The organism is Mesorhizobium sp. 113-1-2, assembly GCF_016756475.1.
GTDB lineage: Bacteria > Pseudomonadota > Alphaproteobacteria > Rhizobiales > Rhizobiaceae > Mesorhizobium > Mesorhizobium loti_C.
Genome location: NZ_AP023242.1, coordinates 4211038 through 4233293 on the forward strand (window position 1 = coordinate 4211038; position 22256 = coordinate 4233293).

Sequence of the window (22256 nt, forward strand, 5' to 3'; positions counted from 1 at the left end):
ACTGTCTGGGGAAACGATAGCCGATTCCCCGGCCGGTCAAGCGGAAATCGATTCCGCCAGCTTGGCCGGTCCGCCGAACCGGCCAGGGCGCTCAGCTGTTTTCCCTGTTGCGGAAATCGGCGAGCCTTGTGTCGCCGGGAACAAGCAGTCGACCGTCCTCGGCATGCACCTCCAGGCGCCTGATCGGCCGGCCGCTCTCGATGTCGACCATGAAGGTGTAGGGCTCGCCCGGTCCGGAGAAATAGGTTTCTCCCCATTGCCGCAAGGCGACCAGGACATAGAACAGGCCGCGCCCCTTTTGCGTCAGCACGTATTCGTGGTGGGCGCTGCCATCGGGAGCCGGAACCGTTTCCAGTATGCCGTGCGCGACCAGATTGCGCAGCCGCGCCGACAGGATGTTCTTGGCAACGCCGAGGCTCTTCTGGAACTCGCCGAAGCGGCGCAAGCCATCGAAGGCATCGCGCACGATGAGCAGCGACCACCAGTCGCCGATCGCGTCCAGCGGCCGTGCGATCAGGCAATCCGCTTCGTGGTGGCTCGTTCGTTTCACCATGGCAATCGTTGGTCCAGCGTTGTCATTTTGGTTGCAAGATAAAACTGTTCTGTCTATCCAGCAAGTGGTTTCAATTTGAAACCTATTTACGGAGAGCGACATGAATGTGCAGGTGGTGAACAGCGCGGCAACAAGCCTGGAGCGATCCGACGGGCCGCGGCAAGTCGTGCCGGCGTCGCCACCGGGACTGTCGGCAATGACCGCGCTGGTCTTCGCGATCGCTTGCGGCCTGAGCGTCGCTAATGTCTATTTCGCCCATCCGCTGCTCGACGCCATGGCGCATGATTTTGCCATCGCGCCGGCCTCGGTCGGCATCGTGGTGACGGTCACGCAGATCGGCTACGCGCTCGGCCTGTTCTTGATCGTGCCGCTTGGCGACCTTTTCGACCGCCGCAAGCTGATCGCCGGGCAGGCGGTCCTTTCCGCCATGGCATTGATCGCGGTCGGGATTGCGCCGAACGCCGTGATGCTGCTGGCAAGCCTCGCGGTCGTCGGGCTGCTTGCTGTGGTGGTGCAGGTGCTGGTGGCCTACGCCGCCGACCTCGCTCTGCCGTCCGAGCGCGGGCGGGCGGTCGGCACCGTCACCAGCGGCGTCATAACCGGCATCCTGCTTGCCCGCTTCGTCGCCGGTGTCGTCGCCGACTTTGCCGGCTGGCGTTGGGTCTATCTTATCTCGGCGGCGCTGACGCTGGTCATGGCGCTGGTTCTCTACCTGATCCTGCCGCGCCACGAGGCGGAGCGGCCACGCACATCCTATCCGCGCCTGCTCGGTTCGGTGGTGCTGCTGTTCGTGCAGGAGCCGCTGCTGCGCGTGCGCGCCGTGCTCGCCATGCTGATCTTCGCCACCTTCAACGTGCTGTGGGCGCCGCTGGTGCTGCCGCTGAGTGCCGCGCCGTTCTCCCTCTCGCACACCGAGATCGGGTTGTTCGGCCTGGCCGGCGTCGCTGGTGCTCTCGGTGCCCGCTGGACAGGCGGCCTCGTGGATCGCGGGCGCGGCCAGCTGGTCACTGGGCTCAGCCTGTTGCTGATGACCGCAGCCTGGCTGCCGATCGCCTTCATGGGTATGTCGCTGTGGCTGCTTGTCGCCGGCATCCTCATGCTGGACCTGGCGATCCAGGCCGTCCATGTCACCAACCAGAGCCTGATTTTTTCGCGCCGGCCGGATGCGCGCAGCCGGCTGGTCGGCGGCTACATGATCTTCTATTCGCTCGGCAGCGCGCTCGGCTCCATCGCCTCGACCATGATTTTTGGCGCCTGGGGCTGGAGCGGTGTTTGCATGCTTGGCGGCGGTGTCGCTCTGGCGGCGCTGGTGTTCTGGGTGGCGACGCTAAGGCTAGGGCACTAGTTAGGGCGGGGTATCAAGCAACGGTTGCCGTTTGCGAACCCATTCGCCAGCTTCGGCATCCCACGGCCAAACCCCGGAAGTTGTTGGAAAAATTAGCTGCATAATCCGGAAATCCGAGCCGTCGTAGAACCAGATATCCCAACCGAAATGTTCAGGATAGTGGTCCGGATGGACCGAGCCGAACTGACAGTCGAAGCCGCCTCCCAAGAACCCTGACGCCCGCCCTCCGACGCTGAACCTCTCGCCGCTGCGCACTCGTCGGCAATACTCGTTGATGATGGTCTGCGAAAGTTCCGGCTTGAGTCCGACGACGACCAGTTCAGGGACTTTGAAATTGTGTTCTATCCCCACCGAGTACGCGAATGGCGGATGCTCGTCCTCCTCCAGCACATAGAGGATATGACAGCCATACTCTTCGATATCGGCGAGCGCCTTGGCTTCCTCGGGGTCTTTGGCTTCTCTACTCGGCATCGATCTGGTTCTGCGGCGCGGCTTTCTGGAAGGCCGGCAGCGCCATGCAGGCGGCGTTGATGCGGGCGATCGTCGGATAGGGCGTCAGGTCGACGCCGAAGCGGGCGTTGCTGGCGATCTGCGCCGCCAGGCAGATATCCGCGAGCCCCGGCGCCTCGCCATGGCAGAATGTTCCCGTCTGAGGCGAGGAAGCCAGGATCTTCTCAAGCGGCTGAAAGCCTTCGTTCACCCAGTGGCGGAACCAGTTGGTGATGTCCTGGTCGCCGGCGCCGAACAAAGTTCGCAGCGAGGTCAGCACGCGCAGATTGTTCACTGGGTGGATGTCGCAGGCGATCATCTGCGCCAGCATTCTCACGCGCGCCCGGCCAAGGGCGTCCGTCGGCAGCAGCGGCGGCGCGGGCTGAATCTCGTCGAGATATTCGATGATGGCCAGCGACTGCGTCAAAAGCGTGCCGTCGTCGAGCACCAAGGCCGGCACCAGCCCTTGCGGATTGACCGCTAGATAGGCCGGTTCCAGATGCTCGCCATGGCGCAGATGATGCGGGACGTAATCATAGCTCAGCCCCTTCATCTCCAGCGCGATCCGCGCCCGATAGGAGGTGGAGGAGCGATAGTAATTGTGCAGGATGAGTTCGCTCATGCGCTCACTTCGGCTGGCCAATGGTCACTTCGATCGTGCCGATGCCGTCGACGCCGCCGGTCATCGTCTCACCCGGCTTGACCGCGCCGACACCGGCCGGCGTGCCGGTGAAGATCAGGTCGCCGGCCTGCAATTCTACGCCCTCGCTGCAGATCGAGACAATGTCGGCGATTGGCCAGATCAATTCGGTGAGATCGGCCTCCTGCCGGACCTTGCCGTTGACGGCGAGCCAGATGCGCCCTTTCGTCGGGTGGCCGGTCGTTTGTGCGGGCACCAGCGGGCCGCAAGGGGCGGAACGATCGAACGCCTTCGACCAGTCCCAGGGTCGCGCCGCCTTCTTGGCCTCGTCCTGGAGATCGCGGCGGGTGAGGTCGATGCCGACGCCATAACCCCAGACATGCTCCAGCGCCCGCTCGCGCGCAATGCGGAAGCCTGGTTTGCCGATCGCCGCCACCAGCTCGATTTCGTGGTGCAGATTGGCCGTCAGCGGCGGGTAGGGAATTGCTGTGCCGGAATCGACCACCGCATCGGCCGGCTTGGTGAAGAAGAAGGGCGGATCGCGCTCGTCATTGCCGAATTCGCGCGCATGCGCCGCATAGTTGCGGCCGACGCAGAAAATGCGTCGTACGGCAAAGCGTTCGGCCGACCCGTCGATGGCGACGGAAGGCGTTGGCGGCACGGGGAGGATGAAGGCGGTCATGGTGGTCTCTGTGTTGGATATCGGGTTGCCGGCGGCACCTTCGGCCGATTTCGGGGACCGGGCAAGGCGTCGCTTTTCTTAAAGCACGGGCTTTGCCGGGGCTGTATAAGGAATTCAGGGTTCCCATCACTTTTGCAGCGGCGTATCTCCGGCGATAGACTATTTGCCAATAATCCGGCCATGGTCGCGGGGCTATGGTGTGGCCGGTAAACCGGAACGAGCCACATGACAGCATCCAACGATCGCGCCCGGTTCCTGATCATCGACGACCATCCGCTGTTTCGCGAGGCGCTGCACAGCGCCGTGCAGATGGCTTATCCGGAGGTCGACACGGTCGAGGCGCGCTCGATCGCCGAGGCGCTCGATCTGCTGGCCGACGCCAAGCCTTTCGACCTTGCGCTGCTCGATCTCTCAATGCCCGACGTGCACGGCTTCGAAGGGCTGCTGCAGCTCCGGACCCGCTATCCGCGCCTGCCGGTGGTGATCGTGTCGGGCTATGAGGAGCCCAGGATCATTTCCGAGGCCCTGTCCTATGGCGCCGCCGGCTTCATCCCGAAATCGGCGCGCAAGAGCGATCTGGCCGCCGCCATCCGCTCGGTGATGGACGGCGCGATCTATGTGCCGGAAACCTATGAAGGCCAGCCAGCCGACGCCGACAGCATCGACCGCGCCGACATGGTCCAGCGCCTGTCCAAGCTGACGCCGCAGCAACTGCGCGTGCTGCAAATGCTGCGCCAGGGCCTGCTCAACAAGCAGATCGCCTACGAGCTGCAGGTGGGGGAGACCACAGTGAAGGCGCATGTCTCGGAGATATTGCGCAAGCTCAATGTGTACAGCCGCACGCAGGCGGTGATCGAGGTTTCGAAGCTGGACAATGCGGAGCTGTTCAGGGATCAGGCTGGGTTTTGAGTTAGTGTAAAGGGCGCTCCGTCAACGTAATTCACATCGTTACCGTGGTTCCTTGATCAATGGGGTTTCAGCTGCTCGGTCAGAAGCAATTCGACGATTTCATATCCGTGTAAACCGTCCTGATCCAAATCGCCCGCTGAAGCTACGCTGGCTTGACCCTCCAGCTTCGAGGGATCAGAATTTGAGTATTTTCGAATAAGAATTCGATCAGAAAGGCTTTCTTTGTGAACGAAGTTTGGCATAGGCCATTTGTCTTCTTCCCAGCTCTTCATTTGACCAATAATTGGCCAACTTCCATTAATTAAACCGAGATCGCCACACCGTAAGCACCTGACCGCGTTATCTGGACTTATGTCATTTAATTCATCCGCGTTTGGCAATTCCAGACGCATTGGTCCAAATAGATATGCTAGAATAATCTTTCCCATTCGGGCCATACGGGCTACCAAGCCAAGCCCATAGCCACCAGATCTCAACGGAATGGCAAATAAGGTGCCTTCTTTATAAGGTAGTTTTCTCAAGTATAATTTCCCCTATTCGCCGCCCAGTTGAATTACGGCGACAGTGCACTAATTTCTTTTCCCGCCACGAAGATCGCGAACGTCGGCGCCGCCCCTCATCCAGCTGCCACCACCTTCTCCCCGTATAGTGACGGGGAGGAGGAAACACTAAGCCAACAAATGCGCCAGCAGCGCGCGCAGTTGCGCCGGCTTCAGTGGTTTGCGCATCAGTTCGATGCCGCCGGCGCGGGCTGCCTTGGCGACGGCCTCGGAACTGTCGGCGGTGACGATCAGCGCCGGAACGGCGCGGCCGAGATAGTCGCGGACTTCCGATATGGTCGCGGTGCCGAGATCGCCGCCGTCGAGATGCTGGTCGGCAATGACGATGTCGGGGACCCAGTCGGTGTCGCCGAGCAGGTCCAGCGCGTCGTCGGTCGAGGTCGCGGACCGCACCAGGCATTGCCAGCGCTCGAGCAGGAAGGTCATTGCCTCCAGCACCTCAATGTCGTTTTCGACCAGCAGCACCTTGGTGCCGAACAGGCCATAGCCCCGCGACCGTTCCAGGCTGGTGGCGCTGGCGATGGCGTCGGCGGGCGCGCCGATGCCGACGGGCACATCGATATGGAAGATCGTGCCGCGCCCGACCTTCGATGAGAAGGTCACGGGGTGGCCGAGCGCGCCGGCCATGCGCCGCACGATGGCAAGCCCGAGCCCAAGACCGCCGCCGTCCGACTCCGCATTGGACGACGGAGTGCCGCGGTGAAATTCCTCGAACACCGCCTCGCGCTGGTCCTCGGGAATGCCGCAGCCGGTATCGGCGACATCGATGCGGATGGTGTCGCCGCGGTGCCTGGTGCCGACAAGCACGCCACCCGAGCGTGTATAGCCCAGCGCGTTGGACAGGATGTTCTGCAGGATGCGGCGCAGCAGCGTGCGATCGGAGCGGACCACGGCATTGACCGGCCGGAATTTCAGCGACAACCCCTTGATTTCCGCGACCGGCTGGAAATCCGAGCGCAGCGACGAAAACAGCGCCTCCAGGCTGACGTCGCTGATATCGGGCTGCACCACGCCGGCGTCGAGCTTGGAAATGTCGAGCAGCGTGCGCAGCAGGTCCTCCATCGTTTCCAGCGAGCGCTCGACCTGGCGCACCAGCTTCCTGCCTTCGTCGCTGGTCTGCACCTCGGCGAGCGCCGAAACGGAGAGGTGGGCCGCGTTCAGCGGCTGCAGCACGTCATGGCTGGCGGCCGCCAGAAACCTTGTCTTGGAGAGGTTCGCCAGCTCGGCATTTTCCTTGGCGGCGATGAGATCGATGTTCGACTGCTCCAGCCGCCGCAGCGTTGAGTGCAGCTCGTCGGTGCGCGTGCGCACGCGGTTTTCCAGCGAGATCGCGGTCTGGAACAGCGAGAAGGCATTGCCTTGCTGGTCCATCGACCGCTCGACGCGGCTGACAAGGGCGGCGTTGATCTTCTTCAGCTTTTCGAGGTCGTTTATGTCCTTGAGCGGCATCTTGTTGTTCCGCGGCCCCCTATTCCGCCGCTTGCCGTTCGCCAAAGGCAATGCCGGTGAAGGTCTGGTTCAAATGCATCGACCGGTACTGTTCGCCATAAGTGCCGAAGCCGACGACATTGTTGACCCGGTAGAGTTCCGAAATGTCACGAAAGACCTGCCGGTTGCGCGCATCGAGCCGGCGCAGCACGCAGTCGAAGCCGAGGATCAGGTCGATGCCCCCGAGGCGCTCCTCGACCTCGCGCAGGGCGGCGCGTGTCGATTCCACCATGTCCTTTGGCTGGGCGATCGACAGCACGACGCCATCGTCGATGGCGCAGAAGAACGACAGCGAGCCGTCGGCATGCATTCTCTGGATCGAGCGGCAGTAATATTCGCCGCCCACCTTCACCACCACCGGGTGCGAGGCGAAGCTCAACGGCGTCAGGGTCTGCGGAACGATGCCGACGGAGGCGGCATATTCCTCCGCCGCATTGGTGGCGTTGAACTCGCGCACGATGCGGTGATCGGCATCGGACGCCGTTACCACCAGCTTTTCGTCGGTCGGAACGAAATTGTCGGTCTTGAAGACGTGGAACGGAATTTCCGTGGCGATCAGCACGATGATGGCGCTGTCCGAGGTGACCCTGCCGTTCGAGATCAGGCGCGTCGTCTCGAATTTCAGATCGTCGCCGGCCGAGCCGCCGAGCAATGGTATGTCGTCAAGACCCCAGTGGATGGCCGAGCTGACCGCTTCTTCAGCATAGGATAGCCCGTCAATGAAGCAGAGCGCGAAGGTGTTCGTGGCCTGCTCGCCGCCCACCCGGACGCGCAGCCTGCGTCGCAAGGCCTCGACCTCGCCGGTGATCCTGTCCATGCCCGACGAGGACAAATTGTCGACCATGGCGCTGACCGCGGTAAAGGCGGCCGAGGGGAGCAGCATCGCCAGCATATGGCCTTCCTCGAGCCCCTGCGGCGTAATCTCGCCGGCGGTGGAGCAGCCGGCATGGTGCAGCCCCGGCGCGTAGGCTGAGAGTGCCCGCGACAGGGCGCCGGCCTCGACAAGGCTCTGGGAAAAGAACACGAGGGCAAAGCCGGCATTGATTGCGGCGGCCTCGCTGGCCACCGCGCGTGCGAAAACATCCGGGTCGGGCTCGTCCGTGGTGAGCGCCGACAAGCCGCAGGCGTAGCGCGTCCGTGAACTGGTCAGCGGCGTTCTCCCGCGTTTCCTCCGACGCTGTTTTTGTGCGCTGTTTTTGCAAGGCTTCTGGCGCGCGGGCGTCGAAGGATATTGTTGCTTTCAATCGGCGTTTTGGCAATGGGGCGAGGGGACTGCACCTTTGGCCCTGTCATGACCGAAAGTACAATGATCCGGCTTTTCCGTCGCGCTGTTTTTTGCGCGTTGTGCGGTGTACGAATAACGCATGGCCGAAGTGCCAGCGGCGCGTCGGCAGCGTGATGACCAAGGTTGATACCCAGGGAGGATTCATGTCGGACGTTTCGTTGATGGTGAATGGGAGGCGGGTCAGCGGGACCGCCGAGGATCGAACGCTGCTGGTTCACTTCCTGCGCGAGAATCTCGGCTTGACCGGCACGCATGTCGGTTGCGACACCTCGCAATGCGGGGCCTGCGTCGTCCATGTCGACGGCAAGGCGGTCAAGTCCTGCTCGATGCTTGCTGTCCAGGCCTCAGGGTCGACAGTCGTGACCATCGAGGGTCTCGCCAACGGCGCCGACCTGCATCCCGTGCAGGCAGCCTTCAAGGAACATCACGGCCTGCAATGCGGCTTCTGCACGCCAGGCATGATCATGACGGCAACCGACATGATCGCCCGCCATCCCGAAGGCCTCGACGAGGCGACGGTGCGGGCCGAGCTGGAAGGCAATATCTGCCGCTGCACCGGTTACCACAACATCGTCAAGGCGATCCTCGCGGCATCGAAGACGATGGCGAAGGGGACTGCCAAGGCCAAGGCGAAACAAGCTGCGTGAACGAAGCAGTAGGGCAGTAAGGCAGTAAGGCAGTAGGGAACCGGAACCAATTTTCCCTGCTGTACTGCCCTACTCACCTACTCCCCTACAATCTCGGGAGGAATTTCTTATGGGCATTGAAGGTGTTGGCGCTCGGGTCGCGCGCAAGGAAGACAAGAGGTTCATCACCGGCGCGGGCCGCTATGTCGACGACATGGTGGTGCCCGGCATGAAGCATGCGGCCTTTGTGCGCAGCCCGCACGCGCATGCGCAGATCAAGAAGATCGACGTCAAGAAGGCTCAAGCCATGCCCGGCGTCATCGGCGTGCTGACCGGCAAGGAGCTCAAGGCGGACGGCATCGGCAACCTCATCTGCGGCTGGATGATCCATTCCAAGGACGGTTCGCCGATGAAGATGGGCGCATGGTCGCCGCTGGCCTTCGACAAGGTGCGTTATGTCGGTGACGCCGTCGTCATCGTCGTGGCCGAAACCAAGGGCCAGGCGCGCGACGCGGCCGAGGCGGTCGAGATCACCTACAAGGAATTGAAGGCTGTCGTCGACGCGACCAAGGCGCTCGAAAAGGGCGCCCCGCAGATCCATCCCGAGGCCGAGAACAATCTGATCTTCGACTGGGAGATCGGCGATGCCAAGGCGACCGACGCGGCGATCAAGGCGGCGGCGCATGTCACCCGCATGAAGATCGTCAACAACCGGCTGGTGCCGAACGCCATGGAGCCGCGCGCGGCGCTCGGCCATTACGACAAGGCCGAGGACCACTACACCTGCTGGACGACATCGCAGAACCCGCATGTCGCGCGGCTGGTGATGAGCGCCTTCTACAATGTCGCTCCGGAAAACAAATTGCGCGTGATCGCGCCCGATGTCGGCGGCGGCTTCGGCTCCAAGATCTACATCTACCCGGAAGAGATCGTCTGCCTGTGGGCCTCCAAGAAAACCGGTGTGCCGGTCAAATGGGTCGCCGACCGCACCGAAAGTTTTCTCTCCGACGCGCATGGCCGCGATCATGTCTCGACGGTGGAAATGGCCTTCGACAAGGACAACAGGATCACCGGGCTGAAGGTCGACACGATCGCCAATCTCGGCGCCTACATGTCGCTGTTCTCGTCCTGCGTGCCGACCTATCTCTATGCGACGCTTTTGTCGGGCCAGTATGACATTGCGGCCATCCACGCCAATGTGCGCACCGTCTACACCAACACGGCCCCTGTCGATGCCTATCGCGGGGCAGGTCGGCCGGAAGCCACCTATCTCCTGGAACGCACGATGGAAGCGGCGGCGCGCGAGCTCGGTGTTTCGCCAGCCGAATTGCGGCGCAAGAACTTCATCACCTCCTTCCCGCACCAGACGCCGGTGATCATGAATTATGACGCCGGCGACTACGGCGCCTCGCTCGACGCGGCGATGAACGCTTCGGACTATGCCGGCTTTGCCAAGCGCAAGGCGGCGGCGGCCAAGAAGGGATTGCTGCGCGGCATCGGCATGAGCTGTTACATCGAGGCCTGCGGCATTGCGCCGTCGGCGGCGGTCGGCTCGCTCGGCGCCGGCGTCGGCCTCTGGGAATCGGCCGAGGTGCGGGTCAATGCCGTCGGCACGATCGAGGTGCTGACCGGCTCGCACAGCCATGGCCAGGGTCACGAGACGACCTTCGCGCAACTGGTCAACCAGCGGTTCGGCGTGCCGATCGATTCGGTTTCGATCGTCCATGGCGACACCGACAAGGTGCAGATGGGCATGGGCACTTATGGTTCGCGCTCGGGCGCGGTCGGCATGTCGGCGATATCAAAGGCGCTCGACAAGGTCGAGGCCAAGGCCAAGAAGATCGCCGCCCACCTGCTCGAGGCCGACGAGGGCGACATCGTCATCGAGAACGGCGCGCTGAAGGTCGCCGGTACCGACAAGAACGTGCCGTGGTTCCAGGTGGCGCTTGCCGCCTATACCGCCCACAATCTGCCGGCAGGGATGGAACCCGGGCTGAAGGAAACGGCCTTCTACGATCCGTCGAACTTCACCTTCCCGGCGGGCTGCTACATCTGCGAGGTCGAGATCGATCCGGAGACCGGCACGACCGAGATCGTCCAGTTCGTGGCGGCCGACGATTTCGGCAACATCATCAATCCGATGATCGTCGAGGGCCAGGTGCATGGCGGCATCGCACAAGGGATCGGCCAGGCGCTGCTGGAGGGCGCCCATTACGACGCCGGCGGGCAGCTTTTGACGGCGAGCTACATGGATTACACCATGCCGCGGGCGGGCGACCTGCCGTCGTTCAAGGTCTCGACTTCGAACACGCCATGTCCGGGCAATCCGTTGGGGATCAAGGGCTGCGGCGAGGCCGGCGCCATCGGTTCGCCGCCGGCCGTCATCAACGCCATCACCGACGCCATCGGCATCGCCGACATCGCCATGCCGGCTTCGCCGGCCACCGTTTGGGCCGCGATCCGCGCCGCGACGAAGCACTGAGGAGGAACAACCATGTACTCGGTCAATTATCACCGTGCCGCCTCGGTCGCTGACGCCGCCAAACTCGTGAAGAGCGGCGACGCCAAGCTGCTCTCCGGCGGCATGACGCTCATCCCCGCCATGAAGACGAGGCTTGCGGCCCCTTCCGATCTCGTCGATCTGTCGCGCATCAAGGAAATGCAGGGCATCAAGGTGTCGGGAAAGACGGTCACCATCGGCGCCGCCACCACCCATTTCGACGTCTCCAACGATGAGAAGCTGCGGAAGGCCTGCCCGGCGCTTGCCCATCTGGCGTCGCTGATCGGTGATCCGGCGGTGCGCCACAAGGGCACGATCGGCGGCTCGATCGCCAACAACGATCCGGCGGCGGACTATCCCGCGGCGCTTCTGGCGCTGGGCGCCACCATCGTCACCAACAAGCGCGAGATATCAGCCGACAAGTTCTTCAAGGGCCTCTTTGAAACGGCTCTGAAGGACGGCGAGATCGTCACGGCGGTTACCTTCACCGCGCCGGCAAAGGCGGCCTACGAAAAATTCCGCAACCCGGCCTCGCGCTACGCGATCGTCGGCGTGTTCGTGGCCAAGGGCAAGGACGGCGTCAGCGTTGCTGTCACCGGCGCCGGCGATGACGGTGTCTTCCGTTCGAAGGAGATCGAGGCGGCACTTGCCAAGAGTTTCGACGCTGCCTCGCTCAATGGCGTGAAAGTGCCGGCGAAGAACCTGATGAGCGACATCCACGCTTCCGCCGACTACCGCGCCAATCTGATCGCGGTCATGGCCAAGCGCGCGGTAGCGGCAGCCAACGCGTGACGCGCGTTGGCGGTTGTGGATAAGGAAAGGGGCTCTCGCGGCCCCTTTTTCGTCCGTGGCCGCCTGTAGCCGCCCAGTTCCCTATAGAATCAGCGTAGCACGCCATCCCTTTGCTCGAAGCAATTCCTGTCCGTGCTCGCCGGGAAACTGCATCGGCGGCAATCTCGCACTTGCACAAACTTATATTGCACTGCAGTATGGGCTGGGGCGGGAATGCGAGCCGGGTTCGGATAGGTACCGCCGTGCCCCTTCGCATGCCAATGCGAAGGGATCGGCATGTCCGAAATTTCCGCGACCCAGATGGTTCCGTCACAATCCGTCGTCGACAGATCGGCCCGGACAAGACTGGCCTATCTCGATGGTTGGCGCGGCCTGTCGATCGCCCTGGTGCTGATCGGCCATTTTTTCCCGGTTCCCGGAATCAATCTCGGCGTGCTCGGCGTTGAATTCTTCTTCGTGCTCAGCGGCCGGCTGATGGCCGAAATCCTGTTCATCGAACGCTACCCGCTGAAGAAGTTTTTCAAACGCCGCTTCTCGCGCATCTATCCGGCGCTTCTGGTGTTCGTCATCATTGCCATGGTCGCGCTCTCCGGCACGTTCATCGCCTTCAAATGGAAGGCGGCACTGACGGCACTGACATTCACCTACAACTACGCCGGAATTCTCGTCACCCGCGCCGGGGCGCTGGACCATATCTGGTCGCTCTGCGTCGAGGAGCATGCCTACATCATCCTGGCGTTGATCAGCGCGCTCGTCTCCAGCCGCAACCGTGTCATCCCGCTGCTGCTGGTGCTGGCCTTGCTTGCCATGGCCAATGGCGCGATTTCGTACTGGGTCTTCAAGCTGGACTACGAGGCCACTTACTGGCGCACCGACGTGCACATCGCCTCGATCCTGCTGTCGGCCTCGATCTGCCTGCTCAAGGCCGAAGGCCGGCTGACGGCGGTGTTGAAGGGGCCCTATGTCGCCCTGGCAGCAGCGGCTGGCGCGGTTCTGCTGTTCATCGACCCGGTGCCGACGCCGATCCACTATCTCCTGGCGGTGCCGCTGCTGGCGCTCGCCGTCAATGCGCTCGATTTCAGCACGCCGATTTTTTCCAGTTTGCTGTCGTCCTGGCCAATGGCGACGTTGGGTCTGTGGTCATACTCGCTCTATCTGTGGCAGCAGCCTTTCTACAAATTCGTCTACGAGCAAGGCAGCAACCCATGGCCGATGCTGGCCGCGGTGTTTGCCTGCGCGCTCTGCAGCTACTACCTCATTGAGCGGCCGGCGCGTGAATGGTTGAACCGCAACTGGTGATTCATGCCTCATCGCGCCGAGACACTGTTGTTGCGAGCCTGAGATAACGACGTAGGCCGGCTTCGCCGCGCGGCGTTGTCCAGCGATGGTTCCAGGCGAAGGCCGGCCGCAGCAGCGGTGCGAGGAATTTGAGGATCGGCCGCTCGACCGTGACCTGCCAGGTCAGCTGGACGCGGGTGCCGGTGCCCGACGGCGACAGTTCGGCCCGCCACAGCCCGTCGAAGTCGCCAAAGGTTTTCACCACGACCAGCCGGCCAGGCTCGAGTTCGGCGGCCTCGATGATGAAGTTCAGTTCATAGGGCAGGGCGCCGCGCGCCCGTGCCCTTGCCCGTGAGCCGACCGATCGCTTGCCCTTGCCGTCGATCGGCACCACTTCCTTGTAGACATCACCCCACCACAGCGGCAGCAATTCGGCATCGGAGAGCACATCCCACACTTGTCGAGGCGTGCCCTCGGGAATGTCCCAGCTTTCGTCGAAGCGGAAGACGTTGCTTGGCATCGCGGTTCCTCCATTTGGCGGAACGCTTATATTAGAGGCGTCTTCTTTATGTGACCAGCAATCAACCGACGATCTGCTTGACGTAATAACGCACCGCTTTCTTGCCGCCGTGGATCACCGCGTCGCCGACCTCAGTGAAGCCCAGTGCGGCGTGGAAGGCGTCCGAGGCGGGGTTGGGCGGATCGGCGTTGACCTCGCAGGTGACCAGCGTGTGGCCGGCGCGTTCGGCATGCTCGAACAGGTCCTGATAGAGCCGGCGCGCATGGCCACGACCCCTTGCGTGAGCCGCCACGACAACGCGGTCGACATAGATAAAGCGTTCGTAGCGTTCGCAAAACCAGAGGAAATTCGGGCTGTCGTAGTTGGCCTCCTGGTCGAAGGTCATGATGAAGGCTTCGAGATCGCCGATGCGGCGCGCGTAGAATGCTTCGCCAAGCAAGAAAGACAGCCGGTCGGCTTCGAGCCAGGACAGTTCCGCTGCATGCTCGTTGTTGAGCGCCAGTATGTCCGCTTCGTCGCTCTGCACTATGCGGTCTATCGGACAGGTCATGCCTTGGCTGCCGTGATCGTTGCCGCCACCAGCGGTGTGTCGGTCAAAGTGTTGCGGTACTCGCGGTCGAAATCGGAACCGCCCATGCCCACCTTGGGATTACGGTAGCGCATGGCGCTCGGCACGTCCTTCAGCGCCGCGAAATGCATTTCGGCCAGCCCGGTCTTTTGGCGCACCTGAGCGATGTTGGCGAGATCGAGCCCGCCGCAACCGAGGATGATGATGCGGTCGCCGGCCTGCTTCACCAGATCCGCCAGCAACTGCAGGCCTTCGACCGCGGTGTCGCGCTGGCCGCTGGTCAGCACGCGGCCGACCTTGCAACGGATCAGCGCTTCCAGCGCCTCGGCCGGATCGCGCGTCATGTCGAAGGCGCGGTGGCAGGTGACATTCAGGGATCCGGCGGCCTGCGTCAGTTCCCCCATGCGCTTTTCGTCGATGGTGCCGTCGGCGCTCAGGCAGCCGAACACCACGCCGGGCACGCCGATATCGCGCAGCGCCGCGACGTCGGCGAGCATCGAGCGGTATTCGGTCTCGCTGTAGAGAAAATCACCGCCGCGCGGCCGCACCATGACGTGAAACGGCACGGTCGCCTGGTCCAGCGCTGCGCGCACCGTGCCGAGGCTCGGCGTGATGCCGCCTTCGACAAGGCTGGCGCAGAGTTCGACCCGGTCAGCGCCGGCGGCTTGCGCGGCGAGCAGGCCATCGATGCCTTCGACACAGATTTCGATCAGCGGCGGGCGGGTTAGTGCGGTCAAGAGGCGATCCAGTTCCATGATGTTGCGCAAAGCCCTAGCACCGGGGCGGCTGGCGCGAAAGCGTGAACGGCGCACCGCCATTTGGACCAGACGACATTTCCCGGCTTGACAGTCTTATAACCATATAGTTATGAATAAACTCATAGCTGCTGGGTTATTGATTGACCGTTAATATCGCGGCGGCAGCCGAAAATTTCGTCGAAACAAACCTGGATGCGCTGCATCCGGGCTCGGCTAAACACGCCTCAAAAGGAGAAAAGACCATGCAAGCGAGAATCAAGAACCCGGTGATGCTCATCCCAGGCGCCCTGCAGGCGCTGCTGGCGCTGGACAAGTCGACGGAGGCGGCTGATGTGCCTTATGTGACGCGCAAGCTCATCCATCTGCGCGCCAGCCAGATCAATGCCTGCAGTCTCTGCGTCGACATGCATGCGCGCGAACTGAAGAAGGCCGGGGAGAAGGACGAGCGCATCTTTGCGCTGGCGGCATGGCGCGAGACGCCATACTTCACCGATGCCGAGCGGGCGGCCTTGGCGTTGGCCGAGGCCGGCACGAGGCTCGCAGACCGCCCCGACGCCGTGCCGGACGATGTCTGGGACGAAGCCGCCCGGCACTATGACGAAAAGGCGCTTGCCGCTCTCGTCGTCCAGATCGCCCTGATCAACGCCTTCAACCGGCTGAACGCGACGACACGACAGATGGTCGGCGCCTGGGGTTGAGCGCATGGGGCAGGGTGGTTGTTCGCGAACAAATGGGAAGGCGGGGGCGGCACACGGCCTCCCGCCTCCTGGGCGCGAGCGTCGCCCAATTGGCTACTGCCGTAATTCCGTATTTTTGGCGCCCTCTTCGACCTGATCGATGACCAGGAGCTTGACCGGGCCATCGCCGATATTGGTGGCCTGATGCCACTGCCCGATCATTTCGATGATGAAATCGCCTGTCTTGTAGATGTTGCTGTTGCCGGTCTCGACATTGGTGACTTTCAGCGTTCCGGCCTCGACATAGGCGTAGCGCGGGAAGGGGTGCCGGTGCACCGGCAGGGTCGCGCCCACCGCGATGTCAAAGGTCGACACCAGCACCTGCACGTTCTTCTGCGGCAGCGTGATCGGCTGGCCGGAAGCGGTGGTCGTGCGCGATGCCAGCGGCGTGACGACGACAGGCGTGCTGCTGCTGTCGAGTGCCAGGGCGCAGTCTGCATGAAGTACAACCGCGGCCAGCAGCGCCGATACCAGGATTTTGCGCATGATTCCTCCCTGAGCCGACGCATCTATCGCGCGGCGGACATTCGCGCGCAAGCGGCAGCGGCGCGCGACATTGCGATGAATGGCTCCATCGATCCACCGGCCGAAGTCCTGCTTCATGCTCCACCTGCTCCGCTTCGAGCAGGTTCGGATCACCTTCATGGCGGCGATCGCGCGGCCAGGCGGCGAGCGTTCGATGGTTTTCGACCAGCGAGCGACCGAGTTCGGTCGGCTTATCCGTCATAGTCCGGAGGCAATGCCGGCTTTCGACGTTGCCGAAATTTGACGCAAGACAATGCGCTACCGGATCGCCAGTCCTACAGAATTGCCCTCAGTCGTAGGAACTCGGACATGATGTTTGATGCAATGACCAGACGTACGGTGGTGGGCACGACGGTCTCCTTTGCGCCGATGGGAGCCGCTGCAGCGGAAAAGATTCTTGCCGCAAACTCGAACGAAAGTCCCGTTCTGGCGGGTTTTCGGCGCTGGGAGGCACTGATGAATTCGATCTCCCTGAACATTTCCGACCGCGATCTGAAACGCGTTTATCAAGACATGTCGGAGATCGTGAAGGCCATGCTCGCCATCCCGGCTGCAAATACGCACGAGTTCGCGGCGCAGTTCCTGGTTGTTTGCAGCGGTGACGCGATCGAATACCGGCGAGCTGCCCAACAACTCCATGACCATGCGCAAAGCATTGTCGGTATCGCGTAAGGGCGCTCCACCGGATGGTACCGCACGTGCGCCCAAATCCTGAACGGCGCCGGAAGGGCGCCACCGAGAAATGGTTCCAATACGACCTGCAGGCTGCCAGAAGCGGTTGGCCGTTCGGGCAAACGGGCCGCAGGCCCATCATGTTGCGAAGCGTTTGGAAATGTTGGCTCCCCGGGCCGGATTCGAACCAGCGACCAACCGGTTAACAGCCGGTTGCTCTACCACTGAGCTACCGGGGAACGGAGGCTCTTTGAGCAAGTGGCGCAGCCTATAGCAAACACCTTTCGGCTTTGCAAAGAAGCATTTCGCTTTTTTCCGAGACTTTTTCGCTCAGGCGTTTCTCGCAATCGGTCGGCTCCGTTCACATATTAGCCGTCTTGGCGACGGGCGCGGAACCGAAATGGCGGTCGCGGCTTTCATAAACAGGCATTTTCGAGCCACGAGACAAGCGATCATACAGGCAGCCATTGGCGATGACGGCAGCAGACGAAAACCGGGTACCGGCACGAAAGCTCTCGATTTTCGGGCGCGAGTTCACGATGCCGCAATCGCGCGGCCTCAGAATCACTATCGGCATTCTTTTGACCATCGGCGGCATTCTCGGCTTCCTGCCGATTCTCGGCTTCTGGATGGTTCCGATCGGATTGCTGGTGCTTTCCTATGAATTCGCCATGGTGCGGCGCCACCGGCGCCGCTTCGTTGTTTGGTGGGAGCGGCGGCGGCGACCAAATTGAGTGACAGGCGCCAAGCCGGATCGCTGACCGCGCCGTCCTTCCGTTCCGTTATGCCCTTGTTCGGGTTTAGGATTTTTGCGTATCCGCTTTTCGGCCCGCACTTCTCTCCAGATCCTCGCGGATTTCCTTGAGAACGGCGGCAGCCGAGGCAAGGCGCGCACGGTCGCGCGGCGAAAGCCTGGCGGTACCGTCTATCGCCAGACAGTCGATGGCATGGCGCAGCAGCGCCTCGCATCCCGATCGCGACAAGCCTTCCCACGCGTTCGTTCCATTGCTTGTGCCTGCCGGCCGCATGGCGCACTCCTCCACGTTTCTCAACGGTTGCCGGGGCGTGGAGTTTCTTATGGTGTCCTGCTATACTTAACGCTCTGCTAATATGTGTTGTGGCCAATATGGCTGCGACGCTCGATGTGGAGGGTTGGATTCTTGCAGAGGAAACCGCGTGGAATGCGTGGTGGCCGCTTGACGCCATTTTCGCCGCAACCTATTGGAACCGGGTGGAACGCCGGGAGCAACGAGGCCTCGTGGCGGAGTGGTTACGCAGAGGACTGCAAATCCTTGCACCCCGGTTCGATTCCGGGCGAGGCCTCCAATGCCCCAGGCTCCCGCGCGCAAGCGCCGGAGCCTGAAGTTCCAGTCGAAATGAGCCGCGGTTCTGGCGCGGCAGGCAGATTGGTTGGGACATGAGCGCTGATTTCTCCGAGCTTCGCATCAAGATGGTCGATGGTCAGGTTCGCACCACCGATGTGACCAGCGCCCCGCTGCTGGAGGCCTTGCTTTCCGTGCCGCGCGAGGTTTTCGTCGGCGACCGTCAGCGCGATCTTGCCTATATCGACGCAGACGTACGCATTGCCGACGGCACCCATGGCGCGCGTTATCTCATGGAAGCATCGCCATTGGCCAAGCTGATGCAGCTGGCTGAGATCAGCCCAACCGATTCAGCACTCGATGTCGGCTGCGGCAGCGGCTATGCCTCGGCCATATTGTCGCGGCTGGCGAGATCGGTCGTGGCGCTCGAAAGCGATTCGGCCCTGGCGCAAACCGCGGCGTCGACCCTTTCCGGCCTTGGCTGCGGCAATGTGACCGTGGTCCAGGGCGCACTGGCGCAAGGTCATGCGGCCAAGGCCCCCTATGACGTCATCTTCGTCGGCGGCAGTGTCGAGAACGTGCCGGCGCCGCTGCTCGATCAGCTCGCCGAAGGCGGCCGACTCGTGGCGGTCGAAGGGCAGGGCAATTCCGGCGTGGCGCGACTTTTTTTTAAGGCTGGGGGGGTTGTAACCGGGAGACGGGCATTTAATGCGGCAATTAAGCCACTACCCGGCTTCGAACGTGAGCATGCCTTTGAATTCTGAATGATTTGTGCTTGCAGCAAAGGCTTTGTCATGGTCGCTTGGACTTGAACAATCGTTGCTGATCTCAGACTGGGGGCACTTTGGGACCGAGCGACAGGGAACATAAAGACACGCCACTCCGGCTCCTTTAACGAGAAGCCGGCGCGGCGCGGTTCCCATGGAAAAACGAATGAGGGATATACCCGTGCCGTCTGTATCCAAGACCCTTTTTGCCGCCATCCTCGTTTCCGCGACCGCGCTGTCGCCCCTGACCGCCTCGGCGGAGACCATCACCGGCGCGCTCGCCAAGGCCTATCAGTACAATTCCACGCTCAATTCGTCCCGCGCCGGTGTGCGCGTCACCGACGAAGGTGTGGCCATTGCCAAGTCTGGCTGGCGCCCGACCATTACGGGATCGGCCAACATCGACTACACAAACACGCGGCAAGCAAATGGCGGCGGTAACTCGAAGCTGACGAGTGGCAGTTACGGCATCGTCATCAATCAGAGCCTGTTCGATGGTTTTCAGACCAGGAACAATGTGGCGGCCGCGGAAGCCCAGGTTAAGGCGTCGGTGGAGAGCCTGCGCAACACCGAAGAGAACACGCTGTTCAATGCGGCCAGCGCCTATATGGACGTGATCCGCGACCGGCAGATTGCCGTGCTGACCGAACAGAACCTGCAGTTCCTGACCGAGCAGGCGCGCGCCGCGCGCTCGCGTTTCGAGGTTGGTGAGGGCACGCGCACCGACGTTGCGCAGGCCGATGCGTCGCGCGCCTCGGCGGTCGCATCGCTCAGCGCCGCCCGCGCTCAGGCATTGGCCAGCGCTGCAACCTATCACCAGGTCGTTGGCGACGAGCCGGGCAAGCTCAAGCCGGCTGCGCCACTGGCGAAGCTGTTGCCGTCGAGCCTCGAGGCGGCGATTGCCATTGGTTCGGCCGAACATCCGGCCATTCTCTCCACCCAGCATCTCGTCGACGCGGCCGCGTTCTCTGTGAAATCGTCTGAGGGCGCGCTGTTGCCGCAGCTGTCGGCGTCCGCCGGCATTTCGGAAAACTACCGCGATGCCATCCCCAACTCGACGGGTACCAACGGCAATTCGACCTCGGCCAACATCGGCGCCACGCTGACCGTTCCGATCTATTCCGGCGGCCGAACCTCGGCGCTCGTGCGGCAGAACAAGGAATCGTTGGGCGAGGCCCGCATCCAGGTCGATGTCAGCCGTGATCAGGTGCGCCAGGCCGTTGCCACCGCATGGTCGCAATACACCGCCGCGCAGCAGAGCGTCTCGGCCAACAAGCAGGTGATCGACGCCGCGCAACTGGCACTGAACGGCGTTATCGAAGAGCGCAATGTCGGCCAGCGCACCACGCTCGACGTGCTCAACGCGCAGGCCACCGTCATCACAGCCAAGATCAACCAGGCCAATTCCGAACACGATGTGGTCGTGGCGAGCTATGCCATCCTGTCGGCGGTGGGTCGCCTGTCGGTCGACCGGCTGGGCCTGGCGGTGACCAAGTACAAGCCCGAAGAGCACTATAACGCCGTCAAGGACAAGTGGATCGGCGTGCGCACGCCGGACGGCCGCTAGGCGCCGACAGCGACTTGTGGAGCGGGACCTTCGTTGAGAAATGGTCCTGCTTCGATTTCCTGCTCTAATCTCTTTGTATTGACGCAATTCCCAAGGGAAAGCGCTGTGCGCTTTTCCCGGGAAAGCCGTTTCACACTTTTCCTGGAATTGCTCTAATCTGTTGAAATCCCACATGTCCCCAGATTGGGGATTCTCGTGCGGCGATCCGTCGGTTACGCTGTCGCCATGATTCGAATCCGGCTTGTGCCGGAGCGGAAACCCACAGGGGTCACAAGGGCGGCGGATGTGACGATGGCCACGGCAAGCAGCGCACAGCGCGAACCTTCCATGGAAGAGATACTGGCTTCCATCAGGAGGATCATCGAGGACAGCGACAACGGTCGCAAGCAGCCGGGCGAGGCCGAAGAGTTGCGGCAGGATCTGGAGCCATCGCCGAGCGAGGCGCCGGCAGCAGACGTCGATGCGTTTCGTGCCGAGCTGCATGCCGCCCCCGAAGTCAGAAAGCCGGTCGCGCTCGCGGAAGTCCAGGCGCCTTCGCCCGAGCCGGTGATCGCGCGCATGGAAGCGCAGACGCGTGCCGATCCCGTGCCGGTCAAGCCGTCGATGACGCTTGCCGAGGTCAGCGCCAGGATCGCCGCCGAACCGGTGCCTATCGTCAGGACCGACGCGCCAATGGTCCCGAAGGCTGGGGTCCCACAGGCTGAGGCGGCGCAGGCCAGCGCGACAAGCGATACCATCGTTGCCGATTGGCGGCGCGAGATCGCGGCGGTCGGAGAGCAGGCGAAAGCGATACCGGACAGGAGCGTGCGCAGGCCGGTCGCCCAGCCCGAGGCGCCCCAGCCCGAGGCGCCAACGAGCGAACCGATGGCGGAGCCGCCGGTGGAGACTGCGTTCGAGCGGCCTTCTTCAAGCGACGCGTCGGCAGCCGCCGCTCAGGCACGTGCGGCGGCAAATGAAGCGCCCACGGCGCGCCCGGCGATCCTGTCCGAACATACGGGCCGCCAAGTGGCAGCGGCCTTCGGCGAGCTGTCGGATGCCTTCGCCAGCCGCAGCAAGAAGACATTCGACGAGATGGCCGAGGAGATGCTGCGGCCGATGCTGCAGGACTGGCTGGATAACAATCTGCCGACGCTGGTCGAAAGGCTGGTGCGCGAGGAGATCGAACGCGTCGCGCGCGGCGCGCAGTAGGGCCACAGCCCGTCCCTCTGACAAAGCGCCGCCTCCTTGGCGGCGTTTCTGTTGGTAGGGTCGGCTCGCGATGATCATGGCAAACAAGATTGCCCTTTTAAAGCCATGTACGATTGCTCCCTTTGGCCGATGAACCGACAGTTGACGTATAGCTACCGATTGCGGGCGATGGTTCCGATGCTGACCGATGAAGAGTTTCGGGATGTCGTCGGCGACCCCGCAGCGCTATATTTTCAGGTCAAGAGGTTCATTTCCCAGCACGGACAATGGACAGAAATGAAGCACCCGGCGGCTGATCGCTATCGCGATCGGACCGGAGTAACACTTCATCATACTTTCTGGCTCCTGCATGTCCGCCGCTCAGACTACGGCCCCGACTGCCCGTCCTGCGGAAAGCCCTACCGGACACCGAGGGCGAAGTTTTGCGCCGAGTGCGGACACGGCATTCCGTTGAAATAAGCAGGGTCACGCCTATTTGCTTCTCA

At 62.5% G+C, this 22256-nt stretch carries 26 protein-coding genes and 2 tRNA genes; 15 read left to right on the forward strand and 13 right to left on the reverse strand.

The genetic code is table 11. From position 1 onward, the window contains the following. Nucleotides 1–91 precede the first annotated feature (91 nt). The gene (locus JN279_RS20405; protein WP_096446870.1) at nt 92–553 is read right to left on the reverse strand and encodes a winged helix-turn-helix transcriptional regulator; all 462 of its coding nucleotides are present in this window, start codon (nt 551–553) and stop codon (nt 92–94) included. A 100-nt stretch (nt 554–653) separates the two neighbouring features. Here JN279_RS20405 and JN279_RS20410 point away from each other — a divergent pair, with 100 nt between their 5' ends. Continuing rightward, entirely contained in the window at nt 654–1898 is a 1245-nt protein-coding gene (locus JN279_RS20410; RefSeq protein WP_202350087.1) for an MFS transporter, read from the forward strand. Here JN279_RS20410 and JN279_RS20415 read toward each other — a convergent pair whose 3' ends face one another. From JN279_RS20415 to JN279_RS20425, 3 genes are read right to left on the reverse strand one after another with little or no spacing between them, the layout of a single operon-like run. Then, nucleotides 1899–2369 (reverse strand): DUF4262 domain-containing protein, encoded by a 471-nt coding sequence (locus JN279_RS20415; protein WP_096446866.1) that lies wholly within the window; start codon nt 2367–2369, stop codon nt 1899–1901. After that, the gene (maiA, locus tag JN279_RS20420) at nt 2359–3009 is read right to left on the reverse strand and encodes a maleylacetoacetate isomerase (RefSeq protein WP_096446864.1); all 651 of its coding nucleotides are present in this window, start codon (nt 3007–3009) and stop codon (nt 2359–2361) included. Before maiA ends, JN279_RS20415 begins: the two co-directional genes overlap by 11 nt. 4 nt (nt 3010–3013) lie before the next feature. Further along, the gene (locus JN279_RS20425; RefSeq protein WP_202350088.1) at nt 3014–3709 is read right to left on the reverse strand and encodes a fumarylacetoacetate hydrolase family protein; all 696 of its coding nucleotides are present in this window, start codon (nt 3707–3709) and stop codon (nt 3014–3016) included. Between the two features lie 225 nt (nt 3710–3934). Here JN279_RS20425 and JN279_RS20430 point away from each other — a divergent pair, with 225 nt between their 5' ends. Then, nucleotides 3935–4618, forward strand: a complete 684-nt coding sequence (locus JN279_RS20430) for a response regulator (RefSeq protein WP_096446860.1) — start codon at nt 3935–3937, stop codon at nt 4616–4618. A 56-nt stretch (nt 4619–4674) separates the two neighbouring features. On the opposite strand, the gene JN279_RS20435 is transcribed toward JN279_RS20430, so the two are convergent. The 3 genes from JN279_RS20435 to JN279_RS20445 all read right to left on the reverse strand — a co-directional run bounded on the left by JN279_RS20435 (nt 4675) and on the right by JN279_RS20445 (nt 7783). Then, complete coding sequence (locus JN279_RS20435; RefSeq protein WP_096446857.1) at nt 4675–5139, reverse strand: immunity 26/phosphotriesterase HocA family protein; 465 nt, start codon at nt 5137–5139, stop codon at nt 4675–4677. Between the two features lie 147 nt (nt 5140–5286). Next, on the reverse strand, nt 5287–6627 hold the full coding sequence (locus tag JN279_RS20440; RefSeq protein WP_096446855.1) for a hybrid sensor histidine kinase/response regulator: 1341 nt from the start codon (nt 6625–6627) through the stop codon (nt 5287–5289). A 19-nt stretch (nt 6628–6646) separates the two neighbouring features. After that, the gene (locus JN279_RS20445; RefSeq protein ID WP_096446853.1) at nt 6647–7783 is read right to left on the reverse strand and encodes an FIST signal transduction protein; all 1137 of its coding nucleotides are present in this window, start codon (nt 7781–7783) and stop codon (nt 6647–6649) included. 311 nt (nt 7784–8094) lie between these two features. Between JN279_RS20445 and JN279_RS20450 the strand changes: the two genes are divergently transcribed. From JN279_RS20450 to JN279_RS20465, 4 genes are all read left to right on the forward strand, one after another. After that, nucleotides 8095–8598 carry a (2Fe-2S)-binding protein gene (locus JN279_RS20450; protein WP_096446851.1) on the forward strand — a complete coding sequence of 168 codons (504 nt, stop codon included), beginning with the start codon at nt 8095–8097 and terminating at the stop codon, nt 8596–8598. A 109-nt stretch (nt 8599–8707) separates the two neighbouring features. Next, nucleotides 8708–11059 (forward strand): xanthine dehydrogenase family protein molybdopterin-binding subunit, encoded by a 2352-nt coding sequence (locus JN279_RS20455; RefSeq protein ID WP_202350089.1) that lies wholly within the window; start codon nt 8708–8710, stop codon nt 11057–11059. A gap of 12 nt (nt 11060–11071) precedes the next feature. Beyond that, nucleotides 11072–11869 (forward strand): FAD binding domain-containing protein, encoded by a 798-nt coding sequence (locus JN279_RS20460; protein ID WP_202350090.1) that lies wholly within the window; start codon nt 11072–11074, stop codon nt 11867–11869. 276 nt (nt 11870–12145) lie between these two features. Beyond that, nucleotides 12146–13168: an acyltransferase family protein gene (locus tag JN279_RS20465; RefSeq protein WP_202350091.1), complete on the forward strand. Its 1023-nt coding sequence runs from the start codon at nt 12146–12148 to the stop codon at nt 13166–13168. 1 nt (nt 13169) lies between these two features. On the opposite strand, the gene JN279_RS20470 is transcribed toward JN279_RS20465, so the two are convergent. From JN279_RS20470 to JN279_RS20480, 3 genes are all read right to left on the reverse strand, one after another. Next, complete coding sequence (locus tag JN279_RS20470; protein ID WP_202350092.1) at nt 13170–13667, reverse strand: SRPBCC family protein; 498 nt, start codon at nt 13665–13667, stop codon at nt 13170–13172. A 61-nt stretch (nt 13668–13728) separates the two neighbouring features. Beyond that, nucleotides 13729–14217, reverse strand: coding sequence for a GNAT family N-acetyltransferase (locus JN279_RS20475; RefSeq protein WP_202350093.1), 489 nt, complete (start codon nt 14215–14217; stop codon nt 13729–13731). Further along, nucleotides 14214–14990 (reverse strand): copper homeostasis protein CutC, encoded by a 777-nt coding sequence (locus tag JN279_RS20480; RefSeq protein WP_202350094.1) that lies wholly within the window; start codon nt 14988–14990, stop codon nt 14214–14216. The genes JN279_RS20475 and JN279_RS20480 overlap by 4 nt, the downstream gene beginning before the upstream one ends. Before the next feature lie 245 nt (nt 14991–15235). Between JN279_RS20480 and JN279_RS20485 the strand changes: the two genes are divergently transcribed. Next, nucleotides 15236–15691: a carboxymuconolactone decarboxylase family protein gene (locus JN279_RS20485; protein WP_096457413.1), complete on the forward strand. Its 456-nt coding sequence runs from the start codon at nt 15236–15238 to the stop codon at nt 15689–15691. 93 nt (nt 15692–15784) lie between these two features. On the opposite strand, the gene JN279_RS20490 is transcribed toward JN279_RS20485, so the two are convergent. Further along, nucleotides 15785–16216: a cupin domain-containing protein gene (locus JN279_RS20490; protein WP_096457410.1), complete on the reverse strand. Its 432-nt coding sequence runs from the start codon at nt 16214–16216 to the stop codon at nt 15785–15787. Between the two features lie 115 nt (nt 16217–16331). Between JN279_RS20490 and JN279_RS20495 the strand changes: the two genes are divergently transcribed. Next, entirely contained in the window at nt 16332–16499 is a 168-nt protein-coding gene (locus tag JN279_RS20495) for a hypothetical protein (protein ID WP_202350095.1), read from the forward strand. 65 nt (nt 16500–16564) lie between these two features. Further along, nucleotides 16565–16927 carry a hypothetical protein gene (locus JN279_RS20500; protein WP_096446839.1) on the forward strand — a complete coding sequence of 121 codons (363 nt, stop codon included), beginning with the start codon at nt 16565–16567 and terminating at the stop codon, nt 16925–16927. A gap of 164 nt (nt 16928–17091) precedes the next feature. Here JN279_RS20500 and JN279_RS20505 read toward each other — a convergent pair. After that, nucleotides 17092–17166: transfer RNA gene (locus tag JN279_RS20505), tRNA-Asn, on the reverse strand. A gap of 234 nt (nt 17167–17400) precedes the next feature. On the opposite strand from JN279_RS20505, the gene JN279_RS20510 reads away from it, so the two are divergent. Continuing rightward, nucleotides 17401–17661 (forward strand): hypothetical protein, encoded by a 261-nt coding sequence (locus JN279_RS20510; RefSeq protein WP_096446794.1) that lies wholly within the window; start codon nt 17401–17403, stop codon nt 17659–17661. A 66-nt stretch (nt 17662–17727) separates the two neighbouring features. Here the strand turns inward: JN279_RS20510 and JN279_RS20515 are convergent, their stop codons facing one another. After that, entirely contained in the window at nt 17728–17955 is a 228-nt protein-coding gene (locus tag JN279_RS20515) for a hypothetical protein (protein ID WP_202350096.1), read from the reverse strand. Nucleotides 17956–18179: 224 nt separating this feature from the next. Between JN279_RS20515 and JN279_RS20520 the strand changes: the two genes are divergently transcribed. The 5 genes from JN279_RS20520 (at nt 18180) to JN279_RS20540 (ending at nt 22230) form a co-directional block, all read left to right on the forward strand. Next, nucleotides 18180–18253, forward strand: a tRNA-Cys gene (locus tag JN279_RS20520). A 91-nt stretch (nt 18254–18344) separates the two neighbouring features. Continuing rightward, on the forward strand, nt 18345–19013 hold the full coding sequence (locus JN279_RS20525) for a protein-L-isoaspartate O-methyltransferase family protein (RefSeq protein ID WP_096446792.1): 669 nt from the start codon (nt 18345–18347) through the stop codon (nt 19011–19013). Nucleotides 19014–19197: 184 nt separating this feature from the next. Beyond that, nucleotides 19198–20583: a TolC family outer membrane protein gene (locus JN279_RS20530; protein WP_096457404.1), complete on the forward strand. Its 1386-nt coding sequence runs from the start codon at nt 19198–19200 to the stop codon at nt 20581–20583. 291 nt (nt 20584–20874) lie between these two features. Beyond that, nucleotides 20875–21771 carry a PopZ family protein gene (locus JN279_RS20535; protein WP_096446790.1) on the forward strand — a complete coding sequence of 299 codons (897 nt, stop codon included), beginning with the start codon at nt 20875–20877 and terminating at the stop codon, nt 21769–21771. 177 nt (nt 21772–21948) lie between these two features. After that, entirely contained in the window at nt 21949–22230 is a 282-nt protein-coding gene (locus JN279_RS20540; protein ID WP_202350098.1) for a zinc-ribbon domain-containing protein, read from the forward strand. Nucleotides 22231–22256: the final 26 nt, after the last annotated feature.

Excerpts from the sequence above, each read along its gene's own strand:
- JN279_RS20525 (WP_096446792.1), top strand. The coding sequence starts at position 18,345 with ATGAGCGCTGATTTCTCCGAGCTTCGCATCAAGATGGTCGATGGTCAG.
- JN279_RS20495 (WP_202350095.1), top strand. The coding sequence starts at position 16,332 with ATGCTCCACCTGCTCCGCTTCGAGCAGGTTCGGATCACCTTCATGGCG.
- JN279_RS20460 (WP_202350090.1), top strand. The coding sequence starts at position 11,072 with ATGTACTCGGTCAATTATCACCGTGCCGCCTCGGTCGCTGACGCCGCC.
- JN279_RS20415 (WP_096446866.1), bottom strand. The coding sequence starts at position 2,369 with ATGCCGAGTAGAGAAGCCAAAGACCCCGAGGAAGCCAAGGCGCTCGCC.
- JN279_RS20540 (WP_202350098.1), top strand. The coding sequence starts at position 21,949 with ATGCTGACCGATGAAGAGTTTCGGGATGTCGTCGGCGACCCCGCAGCG.
- JN279_RS20510 (WP_096446794.1), top strand. The coding sequence starts at position 17,401 with ATGACGGCAGCAGACGAAAACCGGGTACCGGCACGAAAGCTCTCGATT.
- JN279_RS20490 (WP_096457410.1), bottom strand. The coding sequence starts at position 16,216 with ATGCGCAAAATCCTGGTATCGGCGCTGCTGGCCGCGGTTGTACTTCAT.
- JN279_RS20465 (WP_202350091.1), top strand. The coding sequence starts at position 12,146 with ATGTCCGAAATTTCCGCGACCCAGATGGTTCCGTCACAATCCGTCGTC.
- JN279_RS20450 (WP_096446851.1), top strand. The coding sequence starts at position 8,095 with ATGTCGGACGTTTCGTTGATGGTGAATGGGAGGCGGGTCAGCGGGACC.
- JN279_RS20425 (WP_202350088.1), bottom strand. The coding sequence starts at position 3,709 with ATGACCGCCTTCATCCTCCCCGTGCCGCCAACGCCTTCCGTCGCCATC.
- JN279_RS20475 (WP_202350093.1), bottom strand. The coding sequence starts at position 14,217 with ATGACCTGTCCGATAGACCGCATAGTGCAGAGCGACGAAGCGGACATA.
- JN279_RS20535 (WP_096446790.1), top strand. The coding sequence starts at position 20,875 with ATGGCCACGGCAAGCAGCGCACAGCGCGAACCTTCCATGGAAGAGATA.
- JN279_RS20485 (WP_096457413.1), top strand. The coding sequence starts at position 15,236 with ATGCAAGCGAGAATCAAGAACCCGGTGATGCTCATCCCAGGCGCCCTG.
- JN279_RS20480 (WP_202350094.1), bottom strand. The coding sequence starts at position 14,990 with ATGGAACTGGATCGCCTCTTGACCGCACTAACCCGCCCGCCGCTGATC.
- JN279_RS20430 (WP_096446860.1), top strand. The coding sequence starts at position 3,935 with ATGACAGCATCCAACGATCGCGCCCGGTTCCTGATCATCGACGACCAT.
- JN279_RS20440 (WP_096446855.1), bottom strand. The coding sequence starts at position 6,627 with ATGCCGCTCAAGGACATAAACGACCTCGAAAAGCTGAAGAAGATCAAC.
- JN279_RS20455 (WP_202350089.1), top strand. The coding sequence starts at position 8,708 with ATGGGCATTGAAGGTGTTGGCGCTCGGGTCGCGCGCAAGGAAGACAAG.
- JN279_RS20500 (WP_096446839.1), top strand. The coding sequence starts at position 16,565 with ATGATGTTTGATGCAATGACCAGACGTACGGTGGTGGGCACGACGGTC.
- JN279_RS20515 (WP_202350096.1), bottom strand. The coding sequence starts at position 17,955 with ATGCGGCCGGCAGGCACAAGCAATGGAACGAACGCGTGGGAAGGCTTG.
- JN279_RS20405 (WP_096446870.1), bottom strand. The coding sequence starts at position 553 with ATGGTGAAACGAACGAGCCACCACGAAGCGGATTGCCTGATCGCACGG.
- JN279_RS20410 (WP_202350087.1), top strand. The coding sequence starts at position 654 with ATGAATGTGCAGGTGGTGAACAGCGCGGCAACAAGCCTGGAGCGATCC.
- JN279_RS20470 (WP_202350092.1), bottom strand. The coding sequence starts at position 13,667 with ATGCCAAGCAACGTCTTCCGCTTCGACGAAAGCTGGGACATTCCCGAG.
- maiA (WP_096446864.1), bottom strand. The coding sequence starts at position 3,009 with ATGAGCGAACTCATCCTGCACAATTACTATCGCTCCTCCACCTCCTAT.